Consider the following 23,334-nt stretch of genomic DNA (forward strand, 5'->3'; position numbering starts at 1 on the left):
CGGCTTGCACTGTCATTTCTGCGAAAATGCGACGAATGTCTGCACGACTTGCTCGATCTGTGCCCGATTGACATCCAGATGCGTGACCATGCGCAGGCGCGGCGCGGCGCTCAACTTGATCCCGCGCTCGGCGGCAAAGCTTTTCAGGGCCTGCGCCCGATCCCCCATCTGCACATAGACCATGTTGGTCTGCACCGGCTCCACCGTATAACCGGCCTGGCGCAACTCATCCCCCAGCCACTGGGCATTGGCGTGGTCGTCGGCCAGGCGCTGCACCTGGTGATCCAAGGCATACAGGCCTGCCGCCGCCAGAGAACCGGCCTGGCGCATGCCGCCGCCGACCATCTTGCGCAGGCGCCGCGCCTTGGCGATCAGCGCTGTGGAACCGCACAGCACCGAGCCGACCGGTGCGCCAAGCCCCTTGGACAGGCACACCGACACCGAATCGAAATGCCCGGCAATTTCACGCGCATCCACACCCAGCTTGACCGCCGCGTTGTAGATCCGCGCGCCGTCCAGATGAAGAGCCAGGCCATGCTCACGGGTAAATGCACGCGCCTTGGCGAGGTACGTCATCGGCAGCACCTTGCCTTGCATGGTGTTTTCCAGTGCCAGCAAGCGGGTACGGGCGAAGTGGAAGTCGTCGGGCTTGATGGCATCGAGCACCTGACTCAGGTCGAGGGAGCCGTCGGCCTGTACCTCCAGCGGCTGCGGCTGGATCGAACCCAGCACGGCCGCCCCGCCCCCTTCGTATTTGTAGGTATGGGCCTGTTGCCCGACGATATATTCCTCGCCGCGCTCACAGTGGGCCATCAACGCCAGCAAGTTGCTCATGGTGCCAGTGGGCACGAACAGCGCGGCGTCGAAACCCAGGCGCCTGGCCAGCTCAGCTTCCAGTTGGTTGACGCTGGGGTCTTCGCCGTAGACGTCATCACCGCTGACGGCGCTGGCCATCGCGTCAAGCATACCGGGGGTGGGTTGGGTCACGGTGTCGCTGCGCAGGTCGATCACGGTCATGAAAGGGGCCTCTAACGGAATGGATAAGTCCTTTTGTGAGTGATTACTGCGGGCAAAGCCACGCAATATCAAGTCCCCACTGCATTCAATCGAATACCAACCAAACAAACCGATATAGCTTATCGATACGGCAACCGTGCAGTTTTAGAAAAACCATGTTAAAAACTCTCCGCCGCCAGGGTTCTGGCGGCAACGTTCTCAGGGCGGGGTGCAATTCCCCACCGGCGGTAATTGCGCGCAATGTGCATAGCCCGCGAGCGCTTGGCGCTTCGAACTGCTCAGGCAGGACGGCGACAAGGTCAGCAGACCCGGTGTGATCCCGGGGCCGACGGTCATAGTCCGGATGAAGAGAGAACGGGATTGGCACCTAAGGGCCGCGCGCTGACCTCATGCCTGCATGAAACAGTGGTGCATACCCTTAAATCCCATTCGATTCATAACGCCCTGTTTTTTTCTTAAACAGGAGTCAGAACATGCAACCCACCGCAATCGACAGCAAAAGCAAAAACCATCACGGCGAGCGTGTCGCGTTTATCCAGGCCTGCTGGCACAAGGATATTGTCGACCAATCGCGCAAAGGCTTCCTCGCCGAAATGATCGCCCAGGGTTATCAGGAATCGGACATCGATTTCTTCGAAGTCGGCGGCGCCTTCGAGATGCCCCTGCACGCCAAGCTGCTGGCCAAGACTGGCCGTTACGCCGGTATCGTCGCCGCCGCGCTGGTGGTGGATGGCGGGATCTACCGTCATGAATTCGTCGCGCAATCGGTGGTCAGCGGCCTGATGCAGGTGCAGCTGGAAACTGAAGTGCCGGTGTTCTCGGTGTCCCTGACGCCGCACCATTTCCACGGGGGCAGCGAACACACCACGTTCTTCTACGAGCACTTCGTGCACAAAGGTCAGGAAGCTGCGCGTACGTGCGCCGATACGCTGCATAAGGTGCGGGCGATCCGTCGTAGCGAACCGCGGGCTGTAGCGGTCTAAGCAGCAACGCAAAACGAGTGTGGGAGGGGGCTTGCTCCCGATAGCGGTGTGTCAGTCAGCTCATCTGTAGCTGAAGCAACGCAATCGGGGGCAAGCCCCCTCCCACATTTGAAGCCAGTCAGGCCTGAGACCTATGCAAGGCCGGCGTCTGTGGTCGGCACGATGAGAATTCCCGCGCGCAAACCATTCTTCACCTTCGGGTTGGGGAAGATGATGCGCGCACCCTCCTCCTCGATCACCCAGCGGGTTTGGGCCACATCTTCGGCCAGCAGATACCCCTTTTCCAACGCCGAAAAGTTTTCCACGTCAGCCGGCAAATGCAGCAGGAAAGCATCGCTGTGCTTGATGATTTCGCGTGCAACGGCAAACAGCTTCAAGCCGTCGAGGCTGTCGGACTCAGGCTCGGTGCCTTCGATGATGTGCTTGAGGCGCTGCTCCAGGCGGGAAACATCCACGCCCTGGTTCTGCCCAAACGGCCGCGCCTTGCCCAGTTCCAGGGTGAAAGCCTCGGCGTCCAACTGTTCATACGTAAACGCCGTGAACGTGATAGAGGCCTTGTTCTGCAGCAGCACCGCCTCCATTCCGGCGGCGCGCAGGCGCTCTAGCTCACGACGCGAATGCCGGCGCCCTTCTTTCCACGGATACAGCGCAAATTGCTCGATCTTCGAGCCACGAATCGCGGTGTGCAGGTCGTAATGCAGGCGCGAACGGCCCGCCTGGCTGAAAAAGCTGCGGGCCAACTGTTCAAGTTCGGCGGCGCGCATGGCTTCCGGGCCAATGTTGCTTTCATGACGGCCGTTGAACAGCCGGTTGACGTCCAGTTCAAGGTAACGCTCGCCGCGACGCATGGCCTCGGGGTTGCCGAACAGGAACAGAATACGGGTGCGGGGTTTGATCTCCCCACGGGCGATGCCATGCAACAGGCGGTCGAGCAGTTCGATCGGCGCGGTTTCGTTGCCATGGATGCCGGAGGACAGCAGCAGGTCGCCGCGATTATCCCTGGCTTCGGGCGGACGCACTTCAAGCGCACCCTCGCTGAGCCAGCGCATCTGCACGCCGTCGACAGTCAGTTGAATTTTTTGCGCCGGTTCGCGACCGGCGAGGGTCAGTTCAAGCAGTTTGCCGAGGGCGAGCATAAGCAGCTTCCTTAGTGGTTGCAGCCTGGGCCGTGGACGTGGTCGTCGTCATCACCTTCGACGTCAGCCGGTTCCATTTCCAGTTGCAGGCTCATCAAGTTGGTCGCCAGCGGGCGCATCAACAGGTTGGCGTACTCGGCGTCGCCCTCTTCCACATCCACGCCGATCAGCAGTTGGCCACGGCCGTCATGCTGGATCCAGATCTCCTTGCCCTGCCAGACCACGGCAACGCGGGTGCAGGATGTTTCCAGCTGGGTGCCGTCGGTGTCTTCAAGGATCAGCTTCAGGGTGTCGGTCATAAATAAAAGTTCTCAGCCGTAGGGCGTTAATTGATCTGGAAAGGATAAACCGAGCCCAGTTTAAGGATTTGCGTCAGTTCATCCAGTGCCGTCCGGCACTCAAGCAGCAGTTGCGGGTCAGCCAGGTCGGTTTCGCGCAGGCTGTCGCGGTAGTGCTTGTTGACCCATTGGGTCAGGGTGTCGTACAGCGGCGCGGTCATGATAACGCCTGGATTCACCGCCGCCAGTTCGGTTTCGTTCAGCGCCACACGCAAACGCAGGCACGCCGGGCCGCCGCCGTTCTGCATGCTTTGCTTGAGGTCGAACACCTTCACTTCGCGGATCAACCCGCCGCAGGCCGTGAGGTGTTGCAGGTACGCCCAGACGCGCGGATTGGCGCGGCATTCTTCCGGCACGATCAGCAGCATCGAGCCGTCAGGACGAGTCAGCAGTTGGCTGTTGAACAAGTAGGAGCGCACCGCATCCTCGACGCTGACCTGGGAACGCGGCACACACACGGACTGGAAGTTGCCGCCCAGCTTGCCCAACTTGCCCTGCAGTTCGGCGAGCATCTGTTCGGTGTTGAGGAACGCGTCCTCGTGGTAGAACAGCACCTCGCCGTTGCCGACAGCGATCACGTCGTTGTGGAACACACCGGCATCGATCACCGACGGGTTCTGCTGGGCGTAAACCACGCCGTCATCCTTCAGGCCGTGCAGACGTGCAACCGCCTGGGACGCTTCGAGGGTCTGGCGCGCCGGGTACTTTTGCGGGGCCGGGTAGCGAGCATCGAACGCACTGCGGCCAAACACGAAAAACTCGACGCCGGCCCCACCGTACTCACGGCAAAAGCGCGTGTGATTGGCCGCGCCCTCATCGCCAAACTGCGCCACCGCCGGCAACGCCGCGTGGTGGGCGAAGTGCTTCTGGTCGGCGAACATCGCCCCCAGCACGCGGCTGGTGGTCGGGTGTTCGATGCTGCGGTGGTATTTGCAGTTGAGGTTGGCAGCGGTGAAATGCACACGGCCATCCGCCGTGTCGGCGCTGGGGCTGACGGTGGCGGCGTTGGCCACCCACATGCTCGACGCCGAACAGCTCGCCACCAATAAAGGCATGGCCTGCCTCGCCGCCTGTTCGATGACCTGAGCGTCGGTGCCGCTGAAACCGAGGTTGCGCAGAGCGGCCACATCCGGACGCTCCTGGGGCGCGAGCACGCCTTGCACAAAGCCCATGTCCATCAGCGCTTTCATTTTTTGCAGTCCCTGCAACGCCGCTTCCTTCGGGTTGGAATGCTGCTGGCTGTTGCTCTGGGACGCGACGTTGCCGAAGGACAAGCCGCCGTAGTTATGGGTCGGCCCCACTAGACCGTCAAAATTGACTTCACAGGATTTCATCGGCGAGGCTCCACGAACATCTGTTTTTATAGGCTTCAAATTACTTGAACACACCACAAATCAAGTGTGGGAGGGGGCTTGCCACCGATAGCGGTCTGTCAGTTGATAAATCAGATGACTGATCCACCGCCATCGGGAGCAAGCCCCCTCCCACATTTAAATCAGCGTGATGCCGGGGGTCAGTGTGGCGGGCACCGCCAACGTCGGGGTTTCAAGCGACGCCACCGGGTACGCACAATAATCCGCCGCGTAATACGCACTGGCGCGATGGTTACCCGAGGCCCCGACCCCGCCAAACGGCGCGGTGCTGGCGGCGCCGGTCAGTTGTTTGTTCCAGTTGACGATGCCGGCGCGGCTTTCCAGCCAGAACTGCTGGTAACGCGCTTGCGAATCCGACAACAAGCCCGCGGCCAGGCCGTACTGGGTGTTGTTGGCCTCGGCAATCGCCGCGGCAAAATCCGCATAGCGAATCACCTGCAACAGCGGGCCGAACAGCTCTTCGTCTTCGCGCTCGGTCACGGCCGTCACGTCGAGGATGCCCGGGGTCAGCAAGGCGGCCTGATCACGGGGTTGCGTCATTTCCAGCAGCGCCACGGCGCCATTGGCCAACATCAGTGCCTGAGCGTCCATCAGTGCTTTGGCGGCTGCCAGGGAAATCACCGAGCCCATGAATGGCGCCGGTTGCTGGTCGAAGGCCCCTACTGAAAGGGTCGCGCTGACCGCCACCAGACGTGCCAGCAAGGCATCGCCCCAGGCGCCTTCCGGCACCAGCAAGCGACGGGCGCAGGTGCAGCGCTGGCCGGCGGAGATAAACGCCGACTGGATGATGGTGTACACCGCCGCATCCACATCGGCCACTTCGTCCACCACCAGCGGATTATTGCCGCCCATTTCCAGGGCCAGGATCTTGTCCGGACGCCCGGAAAACTGCTGGTGCAGGTGGTTGCCGGTGCGGCTGGAACCGGTGAAGAACAGACCGTCGATGCCGGGGTTGGCCGCCAACGCGATACCGGTTTCCCGAGCGCCTTGCAGCAGGTTCAATACGCCCGCCGGTAAGCCCGCTTCGACCCAGCACTGCACGGTCAGCTCGGCAACTTTCGGCGTCAGCTCGCTCGGCTTGAACAGCACGGTGTTACCCGCCAGCAGCGCCGGGACAATATGCCCGTTCGGCAAGTGACCGGGAAAGTTATAGGGGCCGAACACCGCCACCACACCGTGAGGCTTGTGGCGCAGCACAGCGATGGCGTCGCCCAGGGGGCCGCTCTTCTCGCCGGTACGCTCGCGATAACTTTGCACCGAGATGGCGATCTTGTTGGCCATGCTGGTGACTTCAGTCGCCGATTCCCACAGTGGCTTGCCGGTTTCCTCACCGATGCAGCGGGCGATTTCATCGGCGCGGCTTTTCAGCGTGGCGGCGAAGGTTTCGAGCACACCGATGCGCTCTTCCAACGTCTGCCGAGCCCAGCCTGGAAACGCCTGACGCGCAGCCTGCACCGCGGACTCGACCTGCTCGGCCGTCGCGCCATTGCCGCTCCACAGCACTTGCTGGGTGACCGGGTTACGCGACTCGAACAATTCACCCTGGCCGGCCAGCCAGCTACCTGCGATGTACAACGAATTCATTATTTCGACTCCCGAGCAGCAGACAACGCAACAGCACGCACTTGATCACCGACCACCAACTGGAGGCGCTTGGCGGTCTGAGGATCGACCACCAACGTGCCCGCGGCCAGACGGGCCGGTGCGGCCGTGATGCGACAGTCTTCGCGTTTGCGGTTATGGATCAGGAACGGCGTGGCGTCGTCTCCCGGGGTGCCGATGGCCAGCACCAGCGTCTGGCTGTCGCGCACCGCACGAATCTTGCTGGTTTCACACTCCACCGCCGGGCCTGCGTCGAAAATATCCACATAGCCCTGGTAGCTGAAGCCTTCGCTCTTGAGCATGCTCAGCGCCGGCTCGGTGTCCGGATGCACCTTGCCGATCACGTTGCGCGCGTCTTCGGAGAGAAAGCAGCTGTACAGTGGAAACTTCGGCATCAGCTCGGCGATAAATGCCTTGTTGCCCACGCCGGTGAGGTAGTCGGCCTGGCTGAACTCCATCTTGAAGAAGTGTCGACCCAGGCTTTCCCAGAACGGCGAGCGCCCTGCTTCGTTGGACACGCCACGCATTTCGGCGATGATCTTGTTGCCGAACAGCTGCGCAAACTCTGCGATAAACAGCAGGCGCGCCTTGGCCAGCATGCGGCCGTTGAGGCCGTTGCGGTAATCGGCGTGCAGGAACAACGAACACAGCTCGGAATTGCCGGTGAGGTCGTTGGCCAGGAACAACGTCGGAATTTCGCGGTAGATATTCAACTCCTGGGAGGCGCTGACCGTCAGGCCGACCCGGAAGTTGTACCAGGGCTCGCGCAGGCCGACGGCGCCGGCGATGGCCGAAATCCCCACCACCCGGCCTTCGTCGTTTTCCAGCACGAACAGGTAGTCCGCATCACCGCGCCCGGCTTCGCCGCGAAAGGTTTTCTCAGCCCAGCCCACGCGGTGGGTCAGGCGCTCTTCGTTGGCCGGCAAGGTGGTGAGGCCGGTGCCGGTGCTGCGCGCCAGGTCAATCAGGGCCGGTAAATCGCTGCTGCGTACGGGACGAACGATCATGCTATCTCCTCGAACGGGCCGCTGTGGTCAGCCACCCGCGAAACTCTCTTTTTAAACCGCAACCAGACGCACACTCGCGCCTTCGCCCACGCCCAGGGCTTCGGCTGCCGCCAGGTCCAGGGTCACCGGCTTGCCCGGCGCGTAATCCAGCTCCAGCATCACCGCACGGTAATCCTGCAACTGCGCGTTGCTCACCAGGTACTGGCGACCGACGCCCCTTACCATCTCGCCGATTTTCACCGGTACCACGCGGCTCTGGGCAATCGAGCGAATGCCCGACACCCGTGCGTGCAGCGTCGGGCCGCCGTCGAAGATGTCGATGTAGTGATCCGTCTCGAAGCCTTCGCGCATCAGGATGTCGAAGGTGATCTGCGCTCGCGGGTGCACCTGGCCCATGGCTTCCTGGGCTGCGTCCGGCAGCAGCGGCACATAGATCGGGTAATGCGGCATCAGCTCGGCGAGGAAGGTGCGGCTTTTCAGCCCGCACAGACGCTCGGCGGCGGCGTAATTGAGGTCGAAGAAGTTGCGGCCGATGGCATCCCAGAACGGCGAATCACCGTTTTCGTCGCTGTAGCCGACGATCTCGGTCACCACCGAATCGGCAAAGCGTTCGGGGTGGCTGGCGACGAACAACAGGCGGCCCCGGGAATTGAGTTCCGACCACGGCGAACCGACCAGTGCAGGCTTCACGTAGAAACTGGTGAGCAGGCTATTGCCGGTGAGGTCGTGGCACTGGGAAAGCACGTGGATCTTGTTGTGGATCTTCAGCTCGCGGGAGGCGTGCACAAAGGTTTCGTTACGAAAACTGTAGAACGGCTCGGAGTAGCCGGCTGAAGCAACGATGGCCGAGCAGCCGGCGAGCTTGCCGGTGTCGGTGTCTTCGAGCACGAAGAAATAGCTTTCTTCACCGTTGAAACTCACTTCGGCCGCGAACGAGGCTTCACTGGCGGCGATCTTGTCGCTCAGGCGTTCCACATCATCCGGCAAGGAAGTGACACCAATCGGGCTGTCCGCAGCCAGACGCTGTACCTCGCCCAGGTCAGCCATTTGCGCGGGGCGCATCACCAGCATGGTGTCACTCCTTAACTCGAAAAACTCATAGAGGGAAAAATACCGGGCACAGGATCTGAGTTCACACAGATCCAATGTGGGAGGGGGCTTGCCCCCGATAGCAGTTTGTCAGTTGATAAATCAGGTGACTGATCCACCGCCATCGGGGGCAAGCCCCCGCCCACATTTGATCCGGTCCGGCCTGCTAAATGTGTCGCTATCAGGCGTGCGTCAACGTCTTCACAGCACGTTCAAAACGATCCAGCCCTTCCGTGATGTCCGCCTCTTCCACCACCAGGCTTGGCGCAAAACGCACCACGTCCGGGCCGGCTTGCAGGATCATCAGGTTTTCTTTCTCGGCGGCGTTGAACACGTCCTTGGCCTTGCCTTTGAACGCATCGCTGAGCACACAACCGATCAGCAAGCCCATGCCGCGCACTTGCGTAAAGATGCCGTATTGCGTGCCGATCTGCTCCAGGCGCGTCTTGAACAGCGCGTGCCTGGCATTCACGCCGGCCAGCACTTCGGGGGTGTTGATCACGTCGATCACGGCTCCAGCCACCGCGCACGCCAGCGGGTTACCGCCATAGGTGGTGCCGTGGGTGCCGGCCACCAAGTGCTTGGCCAGATCTTCCCGGGTAAGCATCGCGGCAATCGGGAAACCGCCGCCCAGGCTCTTGGCGCTGGTGAGGATGTCTGGCGTCACGCCGTAATGCTGGTAGGCAAACAGGTGACCGGTGCGGCCCATGCCGGTTTGCACTTCGTCAAATACCAACAGCGCGTCGTGGGCATCGCACAGTTCGCGGGCGCCTTGCAGGTAAGCCAGTTCGGCCGGCAATACACCGCCTTCACCCTGGATCGGCTCCAGCACCACAGCGCAAGTCTTGTCCGACACAGCGGCCTTCAGTGCAGCCAGGTCGTTATAAGGCACATGGGTGATGCCGGTGATTTTAGGCCCGAAACCATCGGAGTACTTGGACTGGCCACCGACGGTGACGGTGAACAGCGTACGGCCGTGGAAACTGTTCAGCGCGGCAATGATCTCGTACTTCTCGCTGCCGAAACGGTCGAACGCAACGCGACGGGCCAGCTTGAAGGCGGCCTCGTTGGCTTCGGCGCCGGAGTTGCAGAAGAACACGCGCTCGGCAAACGTGGCGTCGATCAGCTTATGCGCCAGACGCAGCGCCGGCTCATTGGTGAACACGTTGGAGACATGCCACAGCGTGTTGGCCTGTTCGGTCAGTGCACCGACCAGCGCCGGGTGCGCATGGCCCAATACGTTAACCGCGATGCCGCCGGCAAAGTCGATCAGCTCGCGACCGGCCTGGTCCCAAACGCGCGAACCTGCGCCACGCACGGGGATAAAGGCGGCAGGCGCGTAGGTAGGCACCATCACCTGGTCGAAATCGGCACGTTGCACCGGGGCTTGCTCAACGGACATCGGAGTCTCCTGAAGAGGAACGCCTGCCTGGAACTGGCGGGCGATGCAGGGATTGTAAGGACAGTTTTGAGCGCCACCTTGTCGCCAAGCGACAACTTCTTATAGCGCCAACCCCGGTTTTACACGGGTTTACGGCAATGCGACATATTGCGTCGCAATGGCGCAGTTTAAACGCTGCCGCAGTTTTGCGTCAGGGGCCGCCGGTGAAAGGGCTGTGCCCCCTAACTATCTAAAGCCTCCTGCGCGCAACCGACGGGTTTACTGCAAGCCTTCATGACTTGTACGGACCCGCTTCATGACCAACATCGATCTCTCGGATGCCAGCCTGCCTGACAGCCACTACCAACTGCTGACCAGCGCCCTGCCCGCCTGGCTCGGCAATGCCTCTGCCAGCAAACGCCAGGCGCTTGCCAAAACCCAGCCCCGCCCGCTGCCGGGCAGCGTCGAGCAGCGGGCGGCGCTCAAGCGGCTTACCGGCGCCCACTGGGATGCACAAAACAGTGTGGACCGGGCATTGCAACACCTGCAGGACGTCAAGACCTTTGCCACCCCGATCCTCGAGCAGGCACTGAAAGCCGAGTTCGGCCTGCAACTGGATGTCGAGGCCACCTTTGTGCGTCTGTATATCCCCGACCGCATCCCATGGTTCTCGATACACTCCGGCGCAACGCGAACCTGGACGGTCTCGCTGCTCGACGCCGCCCTGCATAACTTCGAACACAAGGAAACGCTGGCGGACGCCTACGAGCCGGCCTCGACCTTTATCACGCGCCCCTCAGCCAGCGGGCAATTCGACACCTTGCCGCCAATCAAGCGCGTGATGTCAATCTCGGCGTTTACCAGCCTGTGCCGTGACCTGGATATCGGTGCCCTCTACGCCCGCTACCTGAACGAGGCGCTCGGGATGTCCAACCCGGTGGCCGCCGCAGTACTGCGCCTGAAGGTCGACGCCAGCCACAAAGCCGCCCTGCAGGTCGCGCTGCAACTGGCACGTATCCAGGGAGATATCAGCGAGGACTTCGGCACCGTGATCGAAGGGCTGATCGCGGGCACATCCCACCTCAGGCTCGATGGCCAGCCGTTGCTCTGTCACGACTTCAGGCTGATGGAAATTCCGCTCACGGGGATCCAATTGTTTGCCCCCGACCTGGAAACGCCCCGGTCGGCCCAGCGCCTGGTGGCATACATTCCGGATGATCCACAGCACCCACTCAAGGAATATGCCTCGTCGCGGGCCTTCATGCAGGAACTGATACGACAACTGCGTGATCGCGACTATCAAACCTTCTTCAGCCGCTTCGTGCCCCACGCCAATCGAGGGGTATTTTTTTCCGGCCTGGACCAGCGCCTGGCGCGCATTACCTGGCATCCCCCCGTCAAGGGCAGCAGCGAGGCCCCCTGGCGCCGTAAACCGACCGACAACCCTACCCTGCAGTTTGACGCAGTGCCGATCACGGGCGATCCCTGGTTGCATCTGTATCAGCGAAAGCTCGACAAGATACTCAACGATGCTCGCACCCTTGCCGTTTCCACCGCCAGTGTCGATCGCGAGGCACGCTGGCGACTTTGGGACTCCTTCGTCGATGTTGCATCCTCTATCCTCAACGCGGCATTGATGGTGGTAGCCCCCTTTGTCCCGGGGCTGGGCGAGTTGATGCTTGGCTACATGGCCTATCAACTGCTCGATGATGTGTTCGAAGGGATCGTCGACTGGGCCGAAGGCCAGGGCAAAGAAGCCTTCGGTCATCTCATGAGCGTGCTGGAGTCCCTGCTGCAATTGGGCGCATTTGCCGCGGGCAGCAAGATTGGTGTGCCCCTGTTGCGCAAGGCGTTACCCAAGGACGTACTCGCCTATATCGACACATTCAAACCCGTCAGCCTGGCCAATAATGCCAAGCGTTACTGGAAACCGGACCTGACGCCCTACGAGTACCCTGCATCGCTACCACCGCGCCTGGGTATCAACGAGCTGGGCCTGCACGAGACACGCGGGGAGACAATCCTGGCGCTGGAAAACAAACTGTACAGCGTGGAAAAAGCCCCGGACAGCGAGCTATACCAGATCAAACACCCCAGCCGCGCCGACGCCTATCGCCCGATCGTGCGACACAACCGCGCCGGCGCGTGGCACACCGAACTCGAACAACCCTTGCAGTGGGACAAACCCACGCTGCTGCGCAGGCTAGGCCATAGCGTCCAGGGCTTGAGCGAGGCGGACCGAGAATTGGCTCTGCATATCAGCGGTACGGATGAACACGTCGTACGCAAAATGCATGTCAACAGCGAACGTCCGTCACCGCTGTTGGACGATACCTTGAGCCGCCTGCGCATCGACCGCGACATCCAACGGCTCATCGAACAGCTGCGCAGTGAGGACCCGACGGTGTATCACCAGATTGATCCTCAAGACACCTTGCAGCTATTGACCACCCACGGCTCGTGGCCGCCCACCAAAGCCTTGCGCATCGTCAACGACAAGGGTCAGACCGCCTGGGAATTCGGGGACAAGCGCATGCCGGTGGTTCAGGTCTACGAATCCCAGCTGGACAATGGAGACTTGCTGAAAACGGTCTTGCGCGGCCTGACCACCGAAGAGATCCGCACGCAGTTCGGTGAGCGCGCCAGCGACCCGGAACTGAGCCTGGAACGCCGCGCCCACCTGCTGCGCCATAAGCTGGCGGATATTGCCGATCACCAGCGCAGCGCGTTGTTCGAATCGCGGTATGCGCCGCTGCAAGCCGCTACCGAGCCGCTTACCCAGCAATTGCTCAGCACCACGCCCGGGTTGCCGGCGAGCGTGGCGCAAACCCTCGTGAGCGAGGCGAGCGGCGCAGAGCTTGAAGCGCTGCATGAGCGCAACACGCCGCCGCGCCTGGCCGAACTGGCACGCGCCGCGTGGAATGAAGTCAAGGTCAACCGTGCCTATGAGGGGCTGCACCTGAAGGCGCCGGGGTCGGTGGACACCGATCGGCTGGCACTCAACTCCCTGCGCACACTGAAGGGCTGGTCGGGCGAGGTACAGCTCGAGGCCCGTCACGATTCACTGACCGGGCCAACCTGGCTGCGGATCGGCCCGGTTGACGCGCCCATCCATCGCACGTTGGTGCGCACCGAAGCGGGTCACTACCAGCCCTACGATGAACAGGGCGCCCTCGGCAGCGAGACTGACCTGTACTCAGCCATTTTAAGTGCCCTGCCCGACAAGCAGCGTGATCAACTCGACCTGGGCCTTCACCAGGGCGCACAACTCAAGCAGCGTCTACGGCAGGCGCCACTGCCACGCAACGAACTACGCGCATTGCTTACCCCCCACAATGAGCCCGGACAGGCCATTGAAACCCTGCGCCTGTTAGGCGCCGACAACGGCTATCACGCCCAGGCGCCCGCGCCCCTGGGCGCTGCAAACCTGCACCAACGCGCGCGCAGCCTGTACCCCGCACTTGCCGAACATCAATTGACCACCCTGCTGAACCATTTGCAGTCCCAGCCTGGCGGTGCACTTGCCGGCCTGGAAGCGCTGGACATCGAATACCACCAACTGGAACGCGACCTGACTAGCTGGCAACGCAACATTCCCTCTCAGAACCCCGGGAACGGCTCTGTACTCAGCTTGCGGCAGCGCGAGTACGAAAAACGCAATCGCGAGCTCATGGCCCGCGAACTCAGACGCTGCTGGCGCAGGGAATTGCCCATCGATGATTACTTCGAAGACCCGACCCTCGACGGTTACCGGCTGAACCTGAATACCCCTATTCGCGGCGAATTGCCCCGGCTGTCCGCCAACTTCGATCACGTATCGATGCTGACCCTGTCGGGCAGCGACCACACGCTGGGGGCACCCGCGTTCCTCGGCTACTTTGCGCGGCTGCGTCATTTGGCCGTTGAAAGTCTGCCCTTGGGCGACGTGCCACCGGCTGTATTGCAGATGGGCAACTTGAAACTACTGCGCCTGAGCGACTGCGCAATCAGCCTGACGCCGCTCAGTCAGACCCGGCTCGCCTCGATGACCCAACTGCAAACCCTGGACCTGTATAAAAACCCCTTGGGCCGCGTACCCAGCGTGGAGGCCATGACCGAACTGCACACCCTGGACCTGTCCGACACCGGCATCGATAGCCTCCCCCCTGGTCTGCTCACCCGCAATAATCTGGATGCGGCCTTTCTCAGTGGCAACCGGATCAAAGAACTGCCCGCGACACTGTTCGCTCTGCCAGCGGGTAAAAGCGTGGCCTTCGACCTGTCTCGCAACCCGCTGTCATCGACCACCCTTGAGCGCGTCAAAGCCTACTACCAGCAGCACGGAGATTACTGGGAGGCCACTGCTCCCGACGTGGATGTGCACGATGCAAAACGGCTGTACCCCTCCCTGGACGACAACCAAATCAACCGGCTCATCTACAGCCTGCCGGGCGATCTGGAAGCAGGCAGGCGCGAGCTGGCACGCTTGGCCGGTGAATTGGACACGTTGCAGCTCGAGCTCAACCACTGGTCACAGCAACCCCCGGCACCGTCAGTGGAAGGCAACCGGCGAAACTCACTCAAGGTGCTGCTCGAAAAAAGCTGGCGTCGGGAGTTGCCCCAAGACACTCAAGTTGTCCACACCCTGGACATCCCTCAGTCTCTCGCGGGCGAAGTGCCCACCCTCAGTGCGCGTTTCAAACATATTGGCTCACTGACGATCAAAGGCAGCGGGAGCCCGATGGGGTCAACCGCCTTTATCGACAGCTTTCCGGCCCTGACGATCCTCGACATCGAAAACGTCTTGCTCGAGGATATCCCTCCCTCGGTGATCAACCTGCCAGGACTGGAAATACTGGGGCTGCCACGCTGCTCAATCGCGCTGAACCGCGCCAGTCTGGAGGGATTGCACGGCATGAGCAGCCTCAAGTACTTGAACCTGGACCATAACCCCCTGGGACAAGTCCCGGACTTCAGTCGCCTGCCCGGCTTGAGCCATATCTCACTGAAAGACACCGGACTAATGGAGATACCGCTTGAGCTGCTGGGCAACCCACCACGCCAGACGGTGAACTTGAGCGAAAACGCCATTGAACAACTGCCCGCCGAACTGTTCGCGTTGCCGAGCTCACTCACCAGCCCACTGGACCTTTCCGCCAACCCGTTGACGCCCCCGACCCTGGACTTGATCAAAACCTACTGCCAGCGCACCGGCGAGAGCTTCGCCGCCCAGGCCTCCGCAGAGCAACGCCTGCGTACGCAACAGCTATACCCCACATTCCTGGAAGCTGAGGCAGACCGTTTTATCTTCCGCCTGCCCGGCGATATGGCAGCGGTGGACCCGACTTTGACGCGCCTGGAAGCCGAATACGAACAACTGGGTAACGACCTGCAACTGTGGGTGCAGGCTGTGCCGGATCGACACCCGATCCTGGATGTGCCCCTTGACGAGCAAACCCGTGCCCTGGACCAGCTGTCGAGACAGAACTTCAAGACGTTGCTGGAACAAGCCTGGCGACGCGAAAGCGCCCTGGACGAAGAGAGCCTGGGCGATGAACCGAGCCACATGGTGCATACGGACACACCGATATTGGGCGACTTGCCGCAGTTGAACGCCAACTTCAACCACGTGACCTCGTTCGAGCTGATCGGTAACGGCACCACAACTGGCGTCGACGGCACATTGCGCAGTTTCAAGCACCTGCAATCACTGACACTGACCAAGTGCTCGCTGGGCACGCTGCCTGAGTCGATCCAGTACATGCCCAAGCTGTCCACCCTGGCAATGGAAGAGTGCGCAATCCGCTTGACACCCGACACCCGAGGAGCGCTGGCGCATTTGAACCAGCTGGACTTCCTTGACTTGAGCAACAACCCTTTGGGCCTCGCCCCTGACATCAGTTCGCTGCACCAACTAGCCTCGCTTCACCTGAGAAATGCAGCACTGAGCGAAGCCCCTGAAGGCGTGTTCCGGGTGGATGGGCTGCACACGCTGGATTTGAGCAACAACGGAATCCGCGAGATACCGGCGGACTTGCTGGACAGTCGAACCGTGTTCAACCAGGACTGCGACCTGAGCCTTAACCCGCTATCGCCAGCAAGCCTGGCACGCCTGCGCCAGTATTACCAACGCACAGGCATTGACTTCCAGGTTGCGGCCGCCACCGTGGATGCTCAAGGCACACCACTGGTGGTGGCTCATCCTGAACCGGAAGAAGACTGACGGGTTGATCAGCCGCGCTCGGACGGCACCGAAGACAGTTCAAAGGGGCTGCTGCTGCGCCGTTGATTGCGATCTTCACGAGGGGTTGCGCCGAAGAAGTTGCGGTAGGCGCTGGAGAAATGCGGCCCCGAGGAGAAGCCGCACGACAAGCCGATCTGGATGATCGACTTGCTGGTTTGCATCAACATCTGGCGGGCTTTGTTCAGGCGCAGCTCCAGGTAGTACTGGCTGGGGACGCGGTTGAGGTATTGCTTGAAGATCCGTTCCAGTTGTCGTCGCGACACGCAGACATGCTGGGCGATTTCGTCCGTGGTCAACGGCTCTTCGATGTTGGCTTCCATCAACAAAACCGCCTGGGTCAGCTTCGGATGGCTGGAGCCCAGGCGGTTTTGCAGCGGGATGCGCTGGCGCTCGCCACCTTCGCGGATGCGCTCCACCACCAGCTCTTCCGAGACCGCACCAGCCAGCTCGGCACCGTGGTCACGGGCCAGCACTGCCAGCAGCAGGTCGAGTACCGACATGCCACCGCAGGCGGTCAGGCGATCACGGTCCCAGTCAAACAGATGGCTGGTGGCGATGACCTTGGGGAAGCGTTCGGCAAAATCATCCTGCCAGCGCCAATGCACGGCAGCGCGGTAGCCATCCAACAGGCCAAGCTGGGCCAGCGGGTACACTCCGGCGGACAGACCACCGATCACACACCCCGCCCGGACAAGCTGCTTGAGCGCGGTACTGAGCTGGGAAGCGATCACAGTGGGCGGCTCATCCGCCAACAGGAACAGCTTCTGAAAACCTTCGAGCTTGCCGGCCCACGGCTCGCCCGGCAGTTGCCAGGCGCCTTCGGCGGCAGGCTCGGCGAGCAGGAATGACAACTCGTAGACCACCTCCGGATGCACCCGCTGAGCAACGCGCAAGGCCTCCTCAGCCAGCGCAAGCGTGAGTGCTTTTGTGCTGGGCCAAATCAGGAAACCAATTTTATGGGCGGTCATGGAGTGCTATCCGGAACGAAAACAGTAATGAAGACAGAGGCCAATGCTAGCCGGTAAACCAACACAAATCTCAAAAACAATGGCGATCAAATGTGGGAGGGGGCTTGCCCCGATAGCGGTGTATCAGATCCACATGTACTGACTGACACACCGTCATCGGGGGCAAGCCCCCTCCCACATAAAGCAGCTCCAACAGGAAAGGACTATTTCAAGCTGCCGGAGAGGAACTGCTGAAGGCGCTCGGACTGCGGGTTCACCAGCACTTCGCGAGGATTACCACGCTCTTCGACAATGCCTTTGTGCAAAAACACCAACTGGTTCGACACTTCACGGGCAAAGCCCATTTCATGGGTCACCACCACCATGGTGCGGCCTTCCTGGGCCAGGTCCTGCATCACTTTGAGCACTTCACCGACCAACTCAGGGTCGAGCGCCGACGTCGGTTCGTCGAACAGCATCACCTCCGGCTCCATCGCCAGGGCACGGGCAATCGCCACGCGCTGCTGCTCGCCACCGGACATATGGCCTGGGAAGGCATCCTTACGATGACCCACACCGACCTTGGCCAGGTAATGCTCGGCTTTTTCACGCGCGTCTTTCTTCGACATGCCCAACACATGCACCGGGGCTTCCATCACGTTTTCAAGCGCAGTCATGTGCGACCACAGGTTGAAATGCTGGAACACCATGGACAGGCGCGAACGCATGCGCTGCAGTTGTTTAGGGTCGGCAGCCTTCATGGCGCCGTCTTTGTTGGCGACCAGTTTCAGCTCTTCGTTATTGAGCAGGATCTTGCCGGCGTGGGGCTGCTCCAGCAAGTTGATGCAGCGCAAAAAGGTACTTTTGCCCGAGCCACTGGAGCCGATAATGCTGATCACATCACCGGCTGCGGCGACCAGGGACACGCCTTTGAGCACTTCATGACTGCCATAGCGTTTATGCAGGTCTTGGACTTCAAGCTTGTACATGCGGTCGGTTCTCACAAAAACAGGTGGTCAGTCGTTGAGCAAGCGCCCGTGACGCAGCGCTTCGCGCCCCGCCACCTTGGCCAGCCAGAAACCCGCTTGGGCATAACGCAGCCGTTCAACGGCAAACAACACCCCGGACGTACCCGCGCAAACAATGCTCACGTGGTCTGCCAGGGGATCAATCACTTCAAAAATGGGTTCGCCCTGCTCGACCCAGTCACCGGCCTTACGCAGGTAACTGATCACTCCGGCGTGGGGGGCGAACAGCAATTCGGTGCCTTCGAACGGCATGCCTTCGCACGCTTCGTGTTGCGGTGCCGGCCATTCGCCCTTGATCAGGCCTTGTTCGGCAAGAAACGCCAGGATGCCTTCAGCGTGGAAGATCGCCTCATTGCGACCGGTGTCAGCCTGGCCGCCCAACTCCAGCGTCGTCGCCAGACAGGCCAGCGGAATCTGTGCGTCGGGAAACGTGCGCGACAGACGCAGCCACGGCAACGAACAGGCTTCATCGAACGAGCTGCCACCGGAATCTTCCGCGAGCAGGCCGACCTTCACATTCAAATGCGCCGACAGCGAGCGCCACTGTGGCCAGTGCTGGGGCAGTGCGTACATGTGCAGTGCGGCCTCGGCGTCGCAATGCAGGTCGAGCACCACATCGGCGTTGCAGGCGTGGCTGAGCAGAATACGTTGCATGCCTTGCAACTGGCTGCTCGGCGCGGGCAAGGCACTGAGCACATCGCTCATGGCCTGGCGAATCATGCGCACGTTGGCGTGGGGGTCATCGCCCAATTTGCCTTTGAGCAGCTCGGTGACCGGCGCGCTCAACTCCACGAAATCACGGTTGAAATTCTTGCCGCTGCCCACCTCGAAACGGCCCTGGTGGCTGCCTTGCAGCAACTGGCCCAGGCCCATCGGGTTGGCCACCGGTACCAACTCGATCACGCCGTTAAGCGCGCCTTGCTGTTCCAGTTCGGTGAGGCGCTTTTTCAGCTCCCAGGCCGCGCGCATGCCGGGTAACTCATCGGCGTGCAGGCTGGCCTGGATATATGCCTTGCGCTCGCCACGGCCGAAACGAAACACGCTCAGCTGGCGTTCACAGCCCAGGTGGCCCCAGGGCAACAGGTGATCGATACGTTCCATATCAATGCTTCCGTGGAGCCAGGTAGCTCAGCCAGCGGCGTTCGGCCAACTTGAACAGGCGCACCAGGATGAACGTCAGGCACAGGTAGAACACGCCGGCGGTGATATAGGCTTCGAACGGCAGGTAGTACTGGGCGTTCACCGTGCGCGCGGCGCCGGTGATATCAATCAAGGTGACGATGGAGGCCAGGCTGGTGGTCTGCAGCATCATGATCACTTCGTTGCTGTACTGCGGCAGCGCGCGGCGCAGGGCCGACGGCAGCAGAATGCGGCGGTACAGCTTGTAGCGCGACATGCCCATGGCCTTGGCTGCTTCGATCTCGCCATTGGGCGTGGCCTTGAGGCTGCCGGCGATGATCTCGGCGGTGTAGGCGCTGGTGTTGATCGCAAACGCCAGGCACGCGCAGAAGGTGGCGCTGGACAGCAGCGGCCACAGGAAGCTTTCACGCACGGTTTCGAATTGGGCCAGCCCGTAGTAGATCAGGAACAACTGCACCAGCATCGGCGTGCCGCGAATCACATAGGTGTACAGCCACGCCGCGCCATTGACGATTGGCTGCTTGGACACGCGCATCAGGCCCAGGGGCAAGGCGGCGAGCAGGCCGAAGAACAGCGCGATGGCGAGCAGTTTGAGGGTGGTCAGCAGGCCGCCAAGGTACAGCGGCATGGCCTCCCAGATGACGTTGTAGTCGAAGATCATAGATCAGCCGCCCTTACGCCTACCGAGTAGCGCTTCTCAAGATAACGCAGGGCAAGCAATGACACGCTGGTGATCACCAGGTACATCGCCGCCACGGCGAGGAAGAAGGTAAAAGGCTCGCGGGTGGCATCGGCCGCCTGCTTGGCCTTGAACATCATGTCTTGCAGGCCCACCACCGAAATCAGCGCGGTGGCCTTGGTGAGCACCAGCCAGTTGTTGGTGAAACCGGGGATCGCCAGCCGAATCATCTGCGGCACCATCACCCGGAAAAACACCTGGAAGCTGCTCATGCCATACGCCAGGCCGGCTTCAGCCTGCCCCTTGGGAATGGCCATGAAGGCGCCACGAAACGTTTCCGACAGATAGGCGCCAAAGATGAAACCCAGGGTGCCGATACCGGCGGCCAAGGGGTTCAGGTCGATATAGTCGTCGTAGCCGAGCATCGGCGCGACGCGGTTGAGCAGGTCCTGACCGCCGTAGAAAATCAGCAGGATCAGCACCAGGTCGGGGATCCCGCGGATCACCGTGGAGTACAAGTCACCCAGCCAGGCCAACCAGCGCACCGGCGACAGGCGTAAGGCGACCCCGATCAGACCCAGAACAATGGCCAGCGCCATTGACGACAAGGCGAGCTGAAGCGTCAACCATGCGCCATCGAGGATAACGGCCCCGTAGCCTTTCAACATGATTCAGGTCCTCGAAAAGGGGGATGAAAAAATGGCGCAAACTTCAGAGTGTTCTGTTGCTTGCGCCATTTCAGACAGACCGCCGCGACGATTTACTTGGCTTCTGGCCCGTAAATGTCGAAGTTGAAGTACTTGTCCTGGATTTTCTTGTACTCGCCGTTGGCACGGATCGCGGTGATAGCCGCGTTGATACGGTCCAGGTTTTCCTTGTCGCCTTTGCGTACCGCGATGCCTATGCCGTCGCCAAAGTATTTGGCGTCTGTGAAGGCCGGGCCGGTGAACGCGTAGCCTTTACCGGCTGGCGTGTCGAGGAAACCTTCCTGCAGCAGGGTAGCGTCAGCCACAGTGCCGTCGAGGCGACCGGCTTCCACATCCAGGTAGATTTCGTTCTGCGAGCTGTAAGGCACAACGGTGGCGCCTTTGGGAGCCAGGACTTCCTTGGCGAAGCGGTCGTGGATCGAACCGCGCTGCACACCGATCTTCTTGCCCTTGAGTTCATCCAGGCTATCGCTGACCGTGGTGCCTTCCTTCAACACCAGGCGCGCCGGGGTCAGGTAGTAGCGGTTGGTGAAGTCGACGGACTTCTTGCGGTCTTCAGTGATGGACATGGACGACAGGATCGCGTCGATCTTGCGCACCTTCAGTGCCGGGATCAGGCCGTCGAATTCCTGCTCGACCCAGGTGCACTTCACGTCCATCTGCTTGCACAGGGCGTTGCCGATGTCGTAGTCAAAGCCGACGATGCTGCCATCCGGCGCCTTCGAGGCAAACGGAGGGTAAGCTGCTTCAATACCAATCTTCAGTGGCTTGCCTTCGGCGAAAGCCTGCATGGACAGCACGGACAGCGCCAGGGCGCCCAACAGCACGAGTTTCTTCATCTTGGGACTCCATCGGTATAGGGCAAAACAGCAGTATGAGCCATGGCCCACGATGCGGCGAAGGTGAAACCGAATAGCGTTGCAGCGTCCTGCGCCAGAGAGTGCCAGCGACGACGAGCGAGTGATCGGCATTCTAACGACAGGCGGAAAGCCGATATTTCCTCAATGCGACAACAATTTACAGAAGCACCGAGAAAGCGGTTCCAGCCCATTGACAGCCTCTGGATTTTATGCAGAGGCAAAAGATATTAAACCAGCTAATGCTGCAAATTGCGGGCCTATTATTCGCAAACCCTTCTGGCACGGCAAGTGTGGCGTTTAATCTTATTTCCCGGGGTCTCTGAAACGCAGTTTTTCGAGACGCGGGCGTAGCTGTTTGCCTCATACCTGAGCGAAGGGTTACACATTTGCGCCCACCGGTAACATTCAGAAACGTCCTACTGCGTAAACCGATATTTATTGGCTTGCTGGTTATGCAGACCTGTCAGACCACCCTCTGTACAGGACTTGAAATGCAATCCAAATGTGGGAGGGGGCTTGCCCCCGATAGCGGTGTGCCAGCTGATACAGGCTCCACTGACCCACCGCCATCGGGGGCAAGCTGAACTGGCCTAATGATTTTGGACACTTCAATCGGGCGCTATGATAGCGCCCAAATCTGAGGTGTTTGGTTATGCGTAAATCTTATTCGAGTGAGTTCAAGCTCAAGGCTGCCAGCATGGTGTTGGATGAAGGTCAGCCGGTTACCGAGGTGTGTGCCACCCTGGATATCGGCCCCACAGCCCTGCGCCGCTGGGTCGATCAAGTGCAAAAAGAACGCTTGGGCTCGACCCCGGTAGGGGCCAAGGCGATTACTGCTGATCAACGAGAAATCCAGAGGCTCAAAGCTCTGCTCAGAGAGAAAGACCTGGATATCGAAATTCTAAAAAAGGCCAGTGCTCTCCTGCTTTTGGACGCCAAAGATCATTCACGTTGATCGATGAGCTGGACGAGCAGTACGGCGTTAAAAGGTGTTGCCAGGCGTTTGGGGTCAACCGCAGTAGCTTCTACGCCTGGCGCCAGCGCCAAGGCAGAGCAAATCCTGAGAGGGATAAGCTCAAAGCCGCGCTGGTCAGGCACCACAAGGCGTCCAGAGAGTCGGCCGGTGCACGTACGTTGTCCAAGGAGCTACAAGCCAAAGGGCATCGTATCGGGCGTTATATGGCTCGCAGTTTGATGCGCGAAGCTGGCATCGCCAGCCGTCAGCGCAGGCGCCATAAGTACAGGTCGCCGGGCGTGGAGGCCTTGGTGGCGCCGCACGTGCTCAAGCGAAAATTTGATGTGACGGCGGTTAATCAGGTGTGGTGTGGCGACGTGACATATATCAAGGTCGGCAAGCGGTGGATGTACTTCGCCGCCGTTCTGGATTTGTACGCTCGCAGGATCGTGGGCTGGTCGTTCTCGATGATTTCTGATGCCAACCTGACCTGCGAAGCGCTACGCATGGCGGTTGAGCTACGCGGCCATCCCCAGGATGTGTTGTTTCATTCTGACCAAGGTTGTCAGTACACCAGTCATAAATTCCGAAACGAGCTGCTGAAACAGGGGTTTAGGCAGAGTATGAGCCGTAAAGGCGAATGCTGGGACAACGCCCCGATGGAGCGTTTCTTTGGCAGCTTGAAATCAGAGTGGGTGCCTGAAACGGGCTACAAACTGGAACATGAGGCCCGAGCAGACGTGCAGCGCTATGTCTCGCGCTACAACATCAGCAGGCCTCATAGCTACAACGACTACCGGTCGCCGGTCGTGAAGGAAAGGTTGGCGGCGTGAACCTTAATCAGTGTCCAAGATTACTTGACCAGTTCA

At 60.7% G+C, this 23,334-nt stretch carries 18 protein-coding genes and 1 riboswitch; of the genes, 4 read left to right on the forward strand and 14 right to left on the reverse strand.

Annotated elements, in window-relative coordinates; genetic code table 11:
• Positions 1–12 precede the first annotated feature (12 nt).
• Complete coding sequence (gene ltaE / locus BFQ04_RS09300) at positions 13–1,017, reverse strand: low-specificity L-threonine aldolase (protein WP_065950557.1); 1,005 nt, start codon at positions 1,015–1,017, stop codon at positions 13–15.
• Positions 1,018–1,207: 190 nt separating this feature from the next.
• Positions 1,208–1,377, forward strand: a riboswitch (FMN riboswitch).
• Positions 1,378–1,490: 113 nt separating this feature from the next.
• Here ltaE and BFQ04_RS09305 point away from each other — a divergent pair.
• Positions 1,491–2,000, forward strand: coding sequence for a 6,7-dimethyl-8-ribityllumazine synthase (locus BFQ04_RS09305; protein ID WP_057723717.1), 510 nt, complete (start codon positions 1,491–1,493; stop codon positions 1,998–2,000).
• A 131-nt stretch (positions 2,001–2,131) separates the two neighbouring features.
• Here the strand turns inward: BFQ04_RS09305 and astE are convergent, their stop codons facing one another.
• The 7 genes from astE to BFQ04_RS09340 form a co-directional block, all read right to left on the reverse strand.
• Positions 2,132–3,136: a succinylglutamate desuccinylase gene (gene astE, locus BFQ04_RS09310; RefSeq protein WP_065950558.1), complete on the reverse strand. Its 1,005-nt coding sequence runs from the start codon at positions 3,134–3,136 to the stop codon at positions 2,132–2,134.
• A gap of 11 nt (positions 3,137–3,147) precedes the next feature.
• Positions 3,148–3,435: a hypothetical protein gene (locus BFQ04_RS09315; protein WP_003175651.1), complete on the reverse strand. Its 288-nt coding sequence runs from the start codon at positions 3,433–3,435 to the stop codon at positions 3,148–3,150.
• Positions 3,436–3,461: 26 nt separating this feature from the next.
• Positions 3,462–4,808 (reverse strand): N-succinylarginine dihydrolase, encoded by a 1,347-nt coding sequence (gene astB / locus BFQ04_RS09320; protein WP_065950559.1) that lies wholly within the window; start codon positions 4,806–4,808, stop codon positions 3,462–3,464.
• A gap of 156 nt (positions 4,809–4,964) precedes the next feature.
• Positions 4,965–6,434: a succinylglutamate-semialdehyde dehydrogenase gene (gene astD, locus BFQ04_RS09325; protein ID WP_175413268.1), complete on the reverse strand. Its 1,470-nt coding sequence runs from the start codon at positions 6,432–6,434 to the stop codon at positions 4,965–4,967.
• Positions 6,431–7,456, reverse strand: coding sequence for an arginine N-succinyltransferase (gene astA / locus BFQ04_RS09330; RefSeq protein ID WP_065950561.1), 1,026 nt, complete (start codon positions 7,454–7,456; stop codon positions 6,431–6,433). The genes astD and astA overlap by 4 nt, the downstream gene beginning before the upstream one ends.
• Positions 7,457–7,507: 51 nt before the next feature.
• Positions 7,508–8,527 (reverse strand): arginine/ornithine succinyltransferase subunit alpha, encoded by a 1,020-nt coding sequence (gene aruF / locus BFQ04_RS09335; RefSeq protein WP_065950562.1) that lies wholly within the window; start codon positions 8,525–8,527, stop codon positions 7,508–7,510.
• 199 nt (positions 8,528–8,726) lie between these two features.
• Positions 8,727–9,947 (reverse strand): aspartate aminotransferase family protein, encoded by a 1,221-nt coding sequence (locus BFQ04_RS09340; protein WP_065950563.1) that lies wholly within the window; start codon positions 9,945–9,947, stop codon positions 8,727–8,729.
• 295 nt (positions 9,948–10,242) lie between these two features.
• On the opposite strand from BFQ04_RS09340, the gene BFQ04_RS09345 reads away from it, so the two are divergent.
• Complete coding sequence (locus BFQ04_RS09345; RefSeq protein WP_065950564.1) at positions 10,243–16,128, forward strand: dermonecrotic toxin domain-containing protein; 5,886 nt, start codon at positions 10,243–10,245, stop codon at positions 16,126–16,128.
• An 8-nt stretch (positions 16,129–16,136) separates the two neighbouring features.
• On the opposite strand, the gene argR is transcribed toward BFQ04_RS09345, so the two are convergent.
• The 6 genes from argR to BFQ04_RS09375 all read right to left on the reverse strand — a co-directional run bounded on the left by argR (position 16,137) and on the right by BFQ04_RS09375 (position 21,489).
• Positions 16,137–17,117, reverse strand: coding sequence for a transcriptional regulator ArgR (gene argR, locus BFQ04_RS09350; protein ID WP_065950565.1), 981 nt, complete (start codon positions 17,115–17,117; stop codon positions 16,137–16,139).
• Positions 17,118–17,320: 203 nt separating this feature from the next.
• Entirely contained in the window at positions 17,321–18,085 is a 765-nt protein-coding gene (locus tag BFQ04_RS09355; protein WP_065950566.1) for an ABC transporter ATP-binding protein, read from the reverse strand.
• Between the two features lie 27 nt (positions 18,086–18,112).
• Positions 18,113–19,225, reverse strand: coding sequence for a succinylglutamate desuccinylase/aspartoacylase family protein (locus tag BFQ04_RS09360; protein ID WP_065950567.1), 1,113 nt, complete (start codon positions 19,223–19,225; stop codon positions 18,113–18,115).
• 1 nt (position 19,226) lies between these two features.
• The gene (locus tag BFQ04_RS09365) at positions 19,227–19,925 is read right to left on the reverse strand and encodes an ABC transporter permease (RefSeq protein ID WP_065950568.1); all 699 of its coding nucleotides are present in this window, start codon (positions 19,923–19,925) and stop codon (positions 19,227–19,229) included.
• Positions 19,922–20,611: an ABC transporter permease gene (locus BFQ04_RS09370; protein WP_032886746.1), complete on the reverse strand. Its 690-nt coding sequence runs from the start codon at positions 20,609–20,611 to the stop codon at positions 19,922–19,924. The genes BFQ04_RS09365 and BFQ04_RS09370 overlap by 4 nt, the downstream gene beginning before the upstream one ends.
• A gap of 92 nt (positions 20,612–20,703) precedes the next feature.
• Entirely contained in the window at positions 20,704–21,489 is a 786-nt protein-coding gene (locus tag BFQ04_RS09375) for an ABC transporter substrate-binding protein (protein WP_065950569.1), read from the reverse strand.
• Between the two features lie 673 nt (positions 21,490–22,162).
• Here BFQ04_RS09375 and BFQ04_RS30380 point away from each other — a divergent pair.
• Positions 22,163–22,465: a transposase gene (locus BFQ04_RS30380; protein WP_065949522.1), complete on the forward strand. Its 303-nt coding sequence runs from the start codon at positions 22,163–22,165 to the stop codon at positions 22,463–22,465.
• The gene (locus tag BFQ04_RS09385; RefSeq protein WP_065949523.1) at positions 22,462–23,298 is read left to right on the forward strand and encodes an IS3 family transposase; all 837 of its coding nucleotides are present in this window, start codon (positions 22,462–22,464) and stop codon (positions 23,296–23,298) included. The genes BFQ04_RS30380 and BFQ04_RS09385 overlap by 4 nt, the downstream gene beginning before the upstream one ends.
• Positions 23,299–23,334 lie beyond the last annotated feature (36 nt).

This window comes from Pseudomonas sp. 37 R 15 (genome assembly GCF_900004865.1).
GTDB classification, from domain to species: domain Bacteria; phylum Pseudomonadota; class Gammaproteobacteria; order Pseudomonadales; family Pseudomonadaceae; genus Aquipseudomonas; species Aquipseudomonas fluorescens_AM.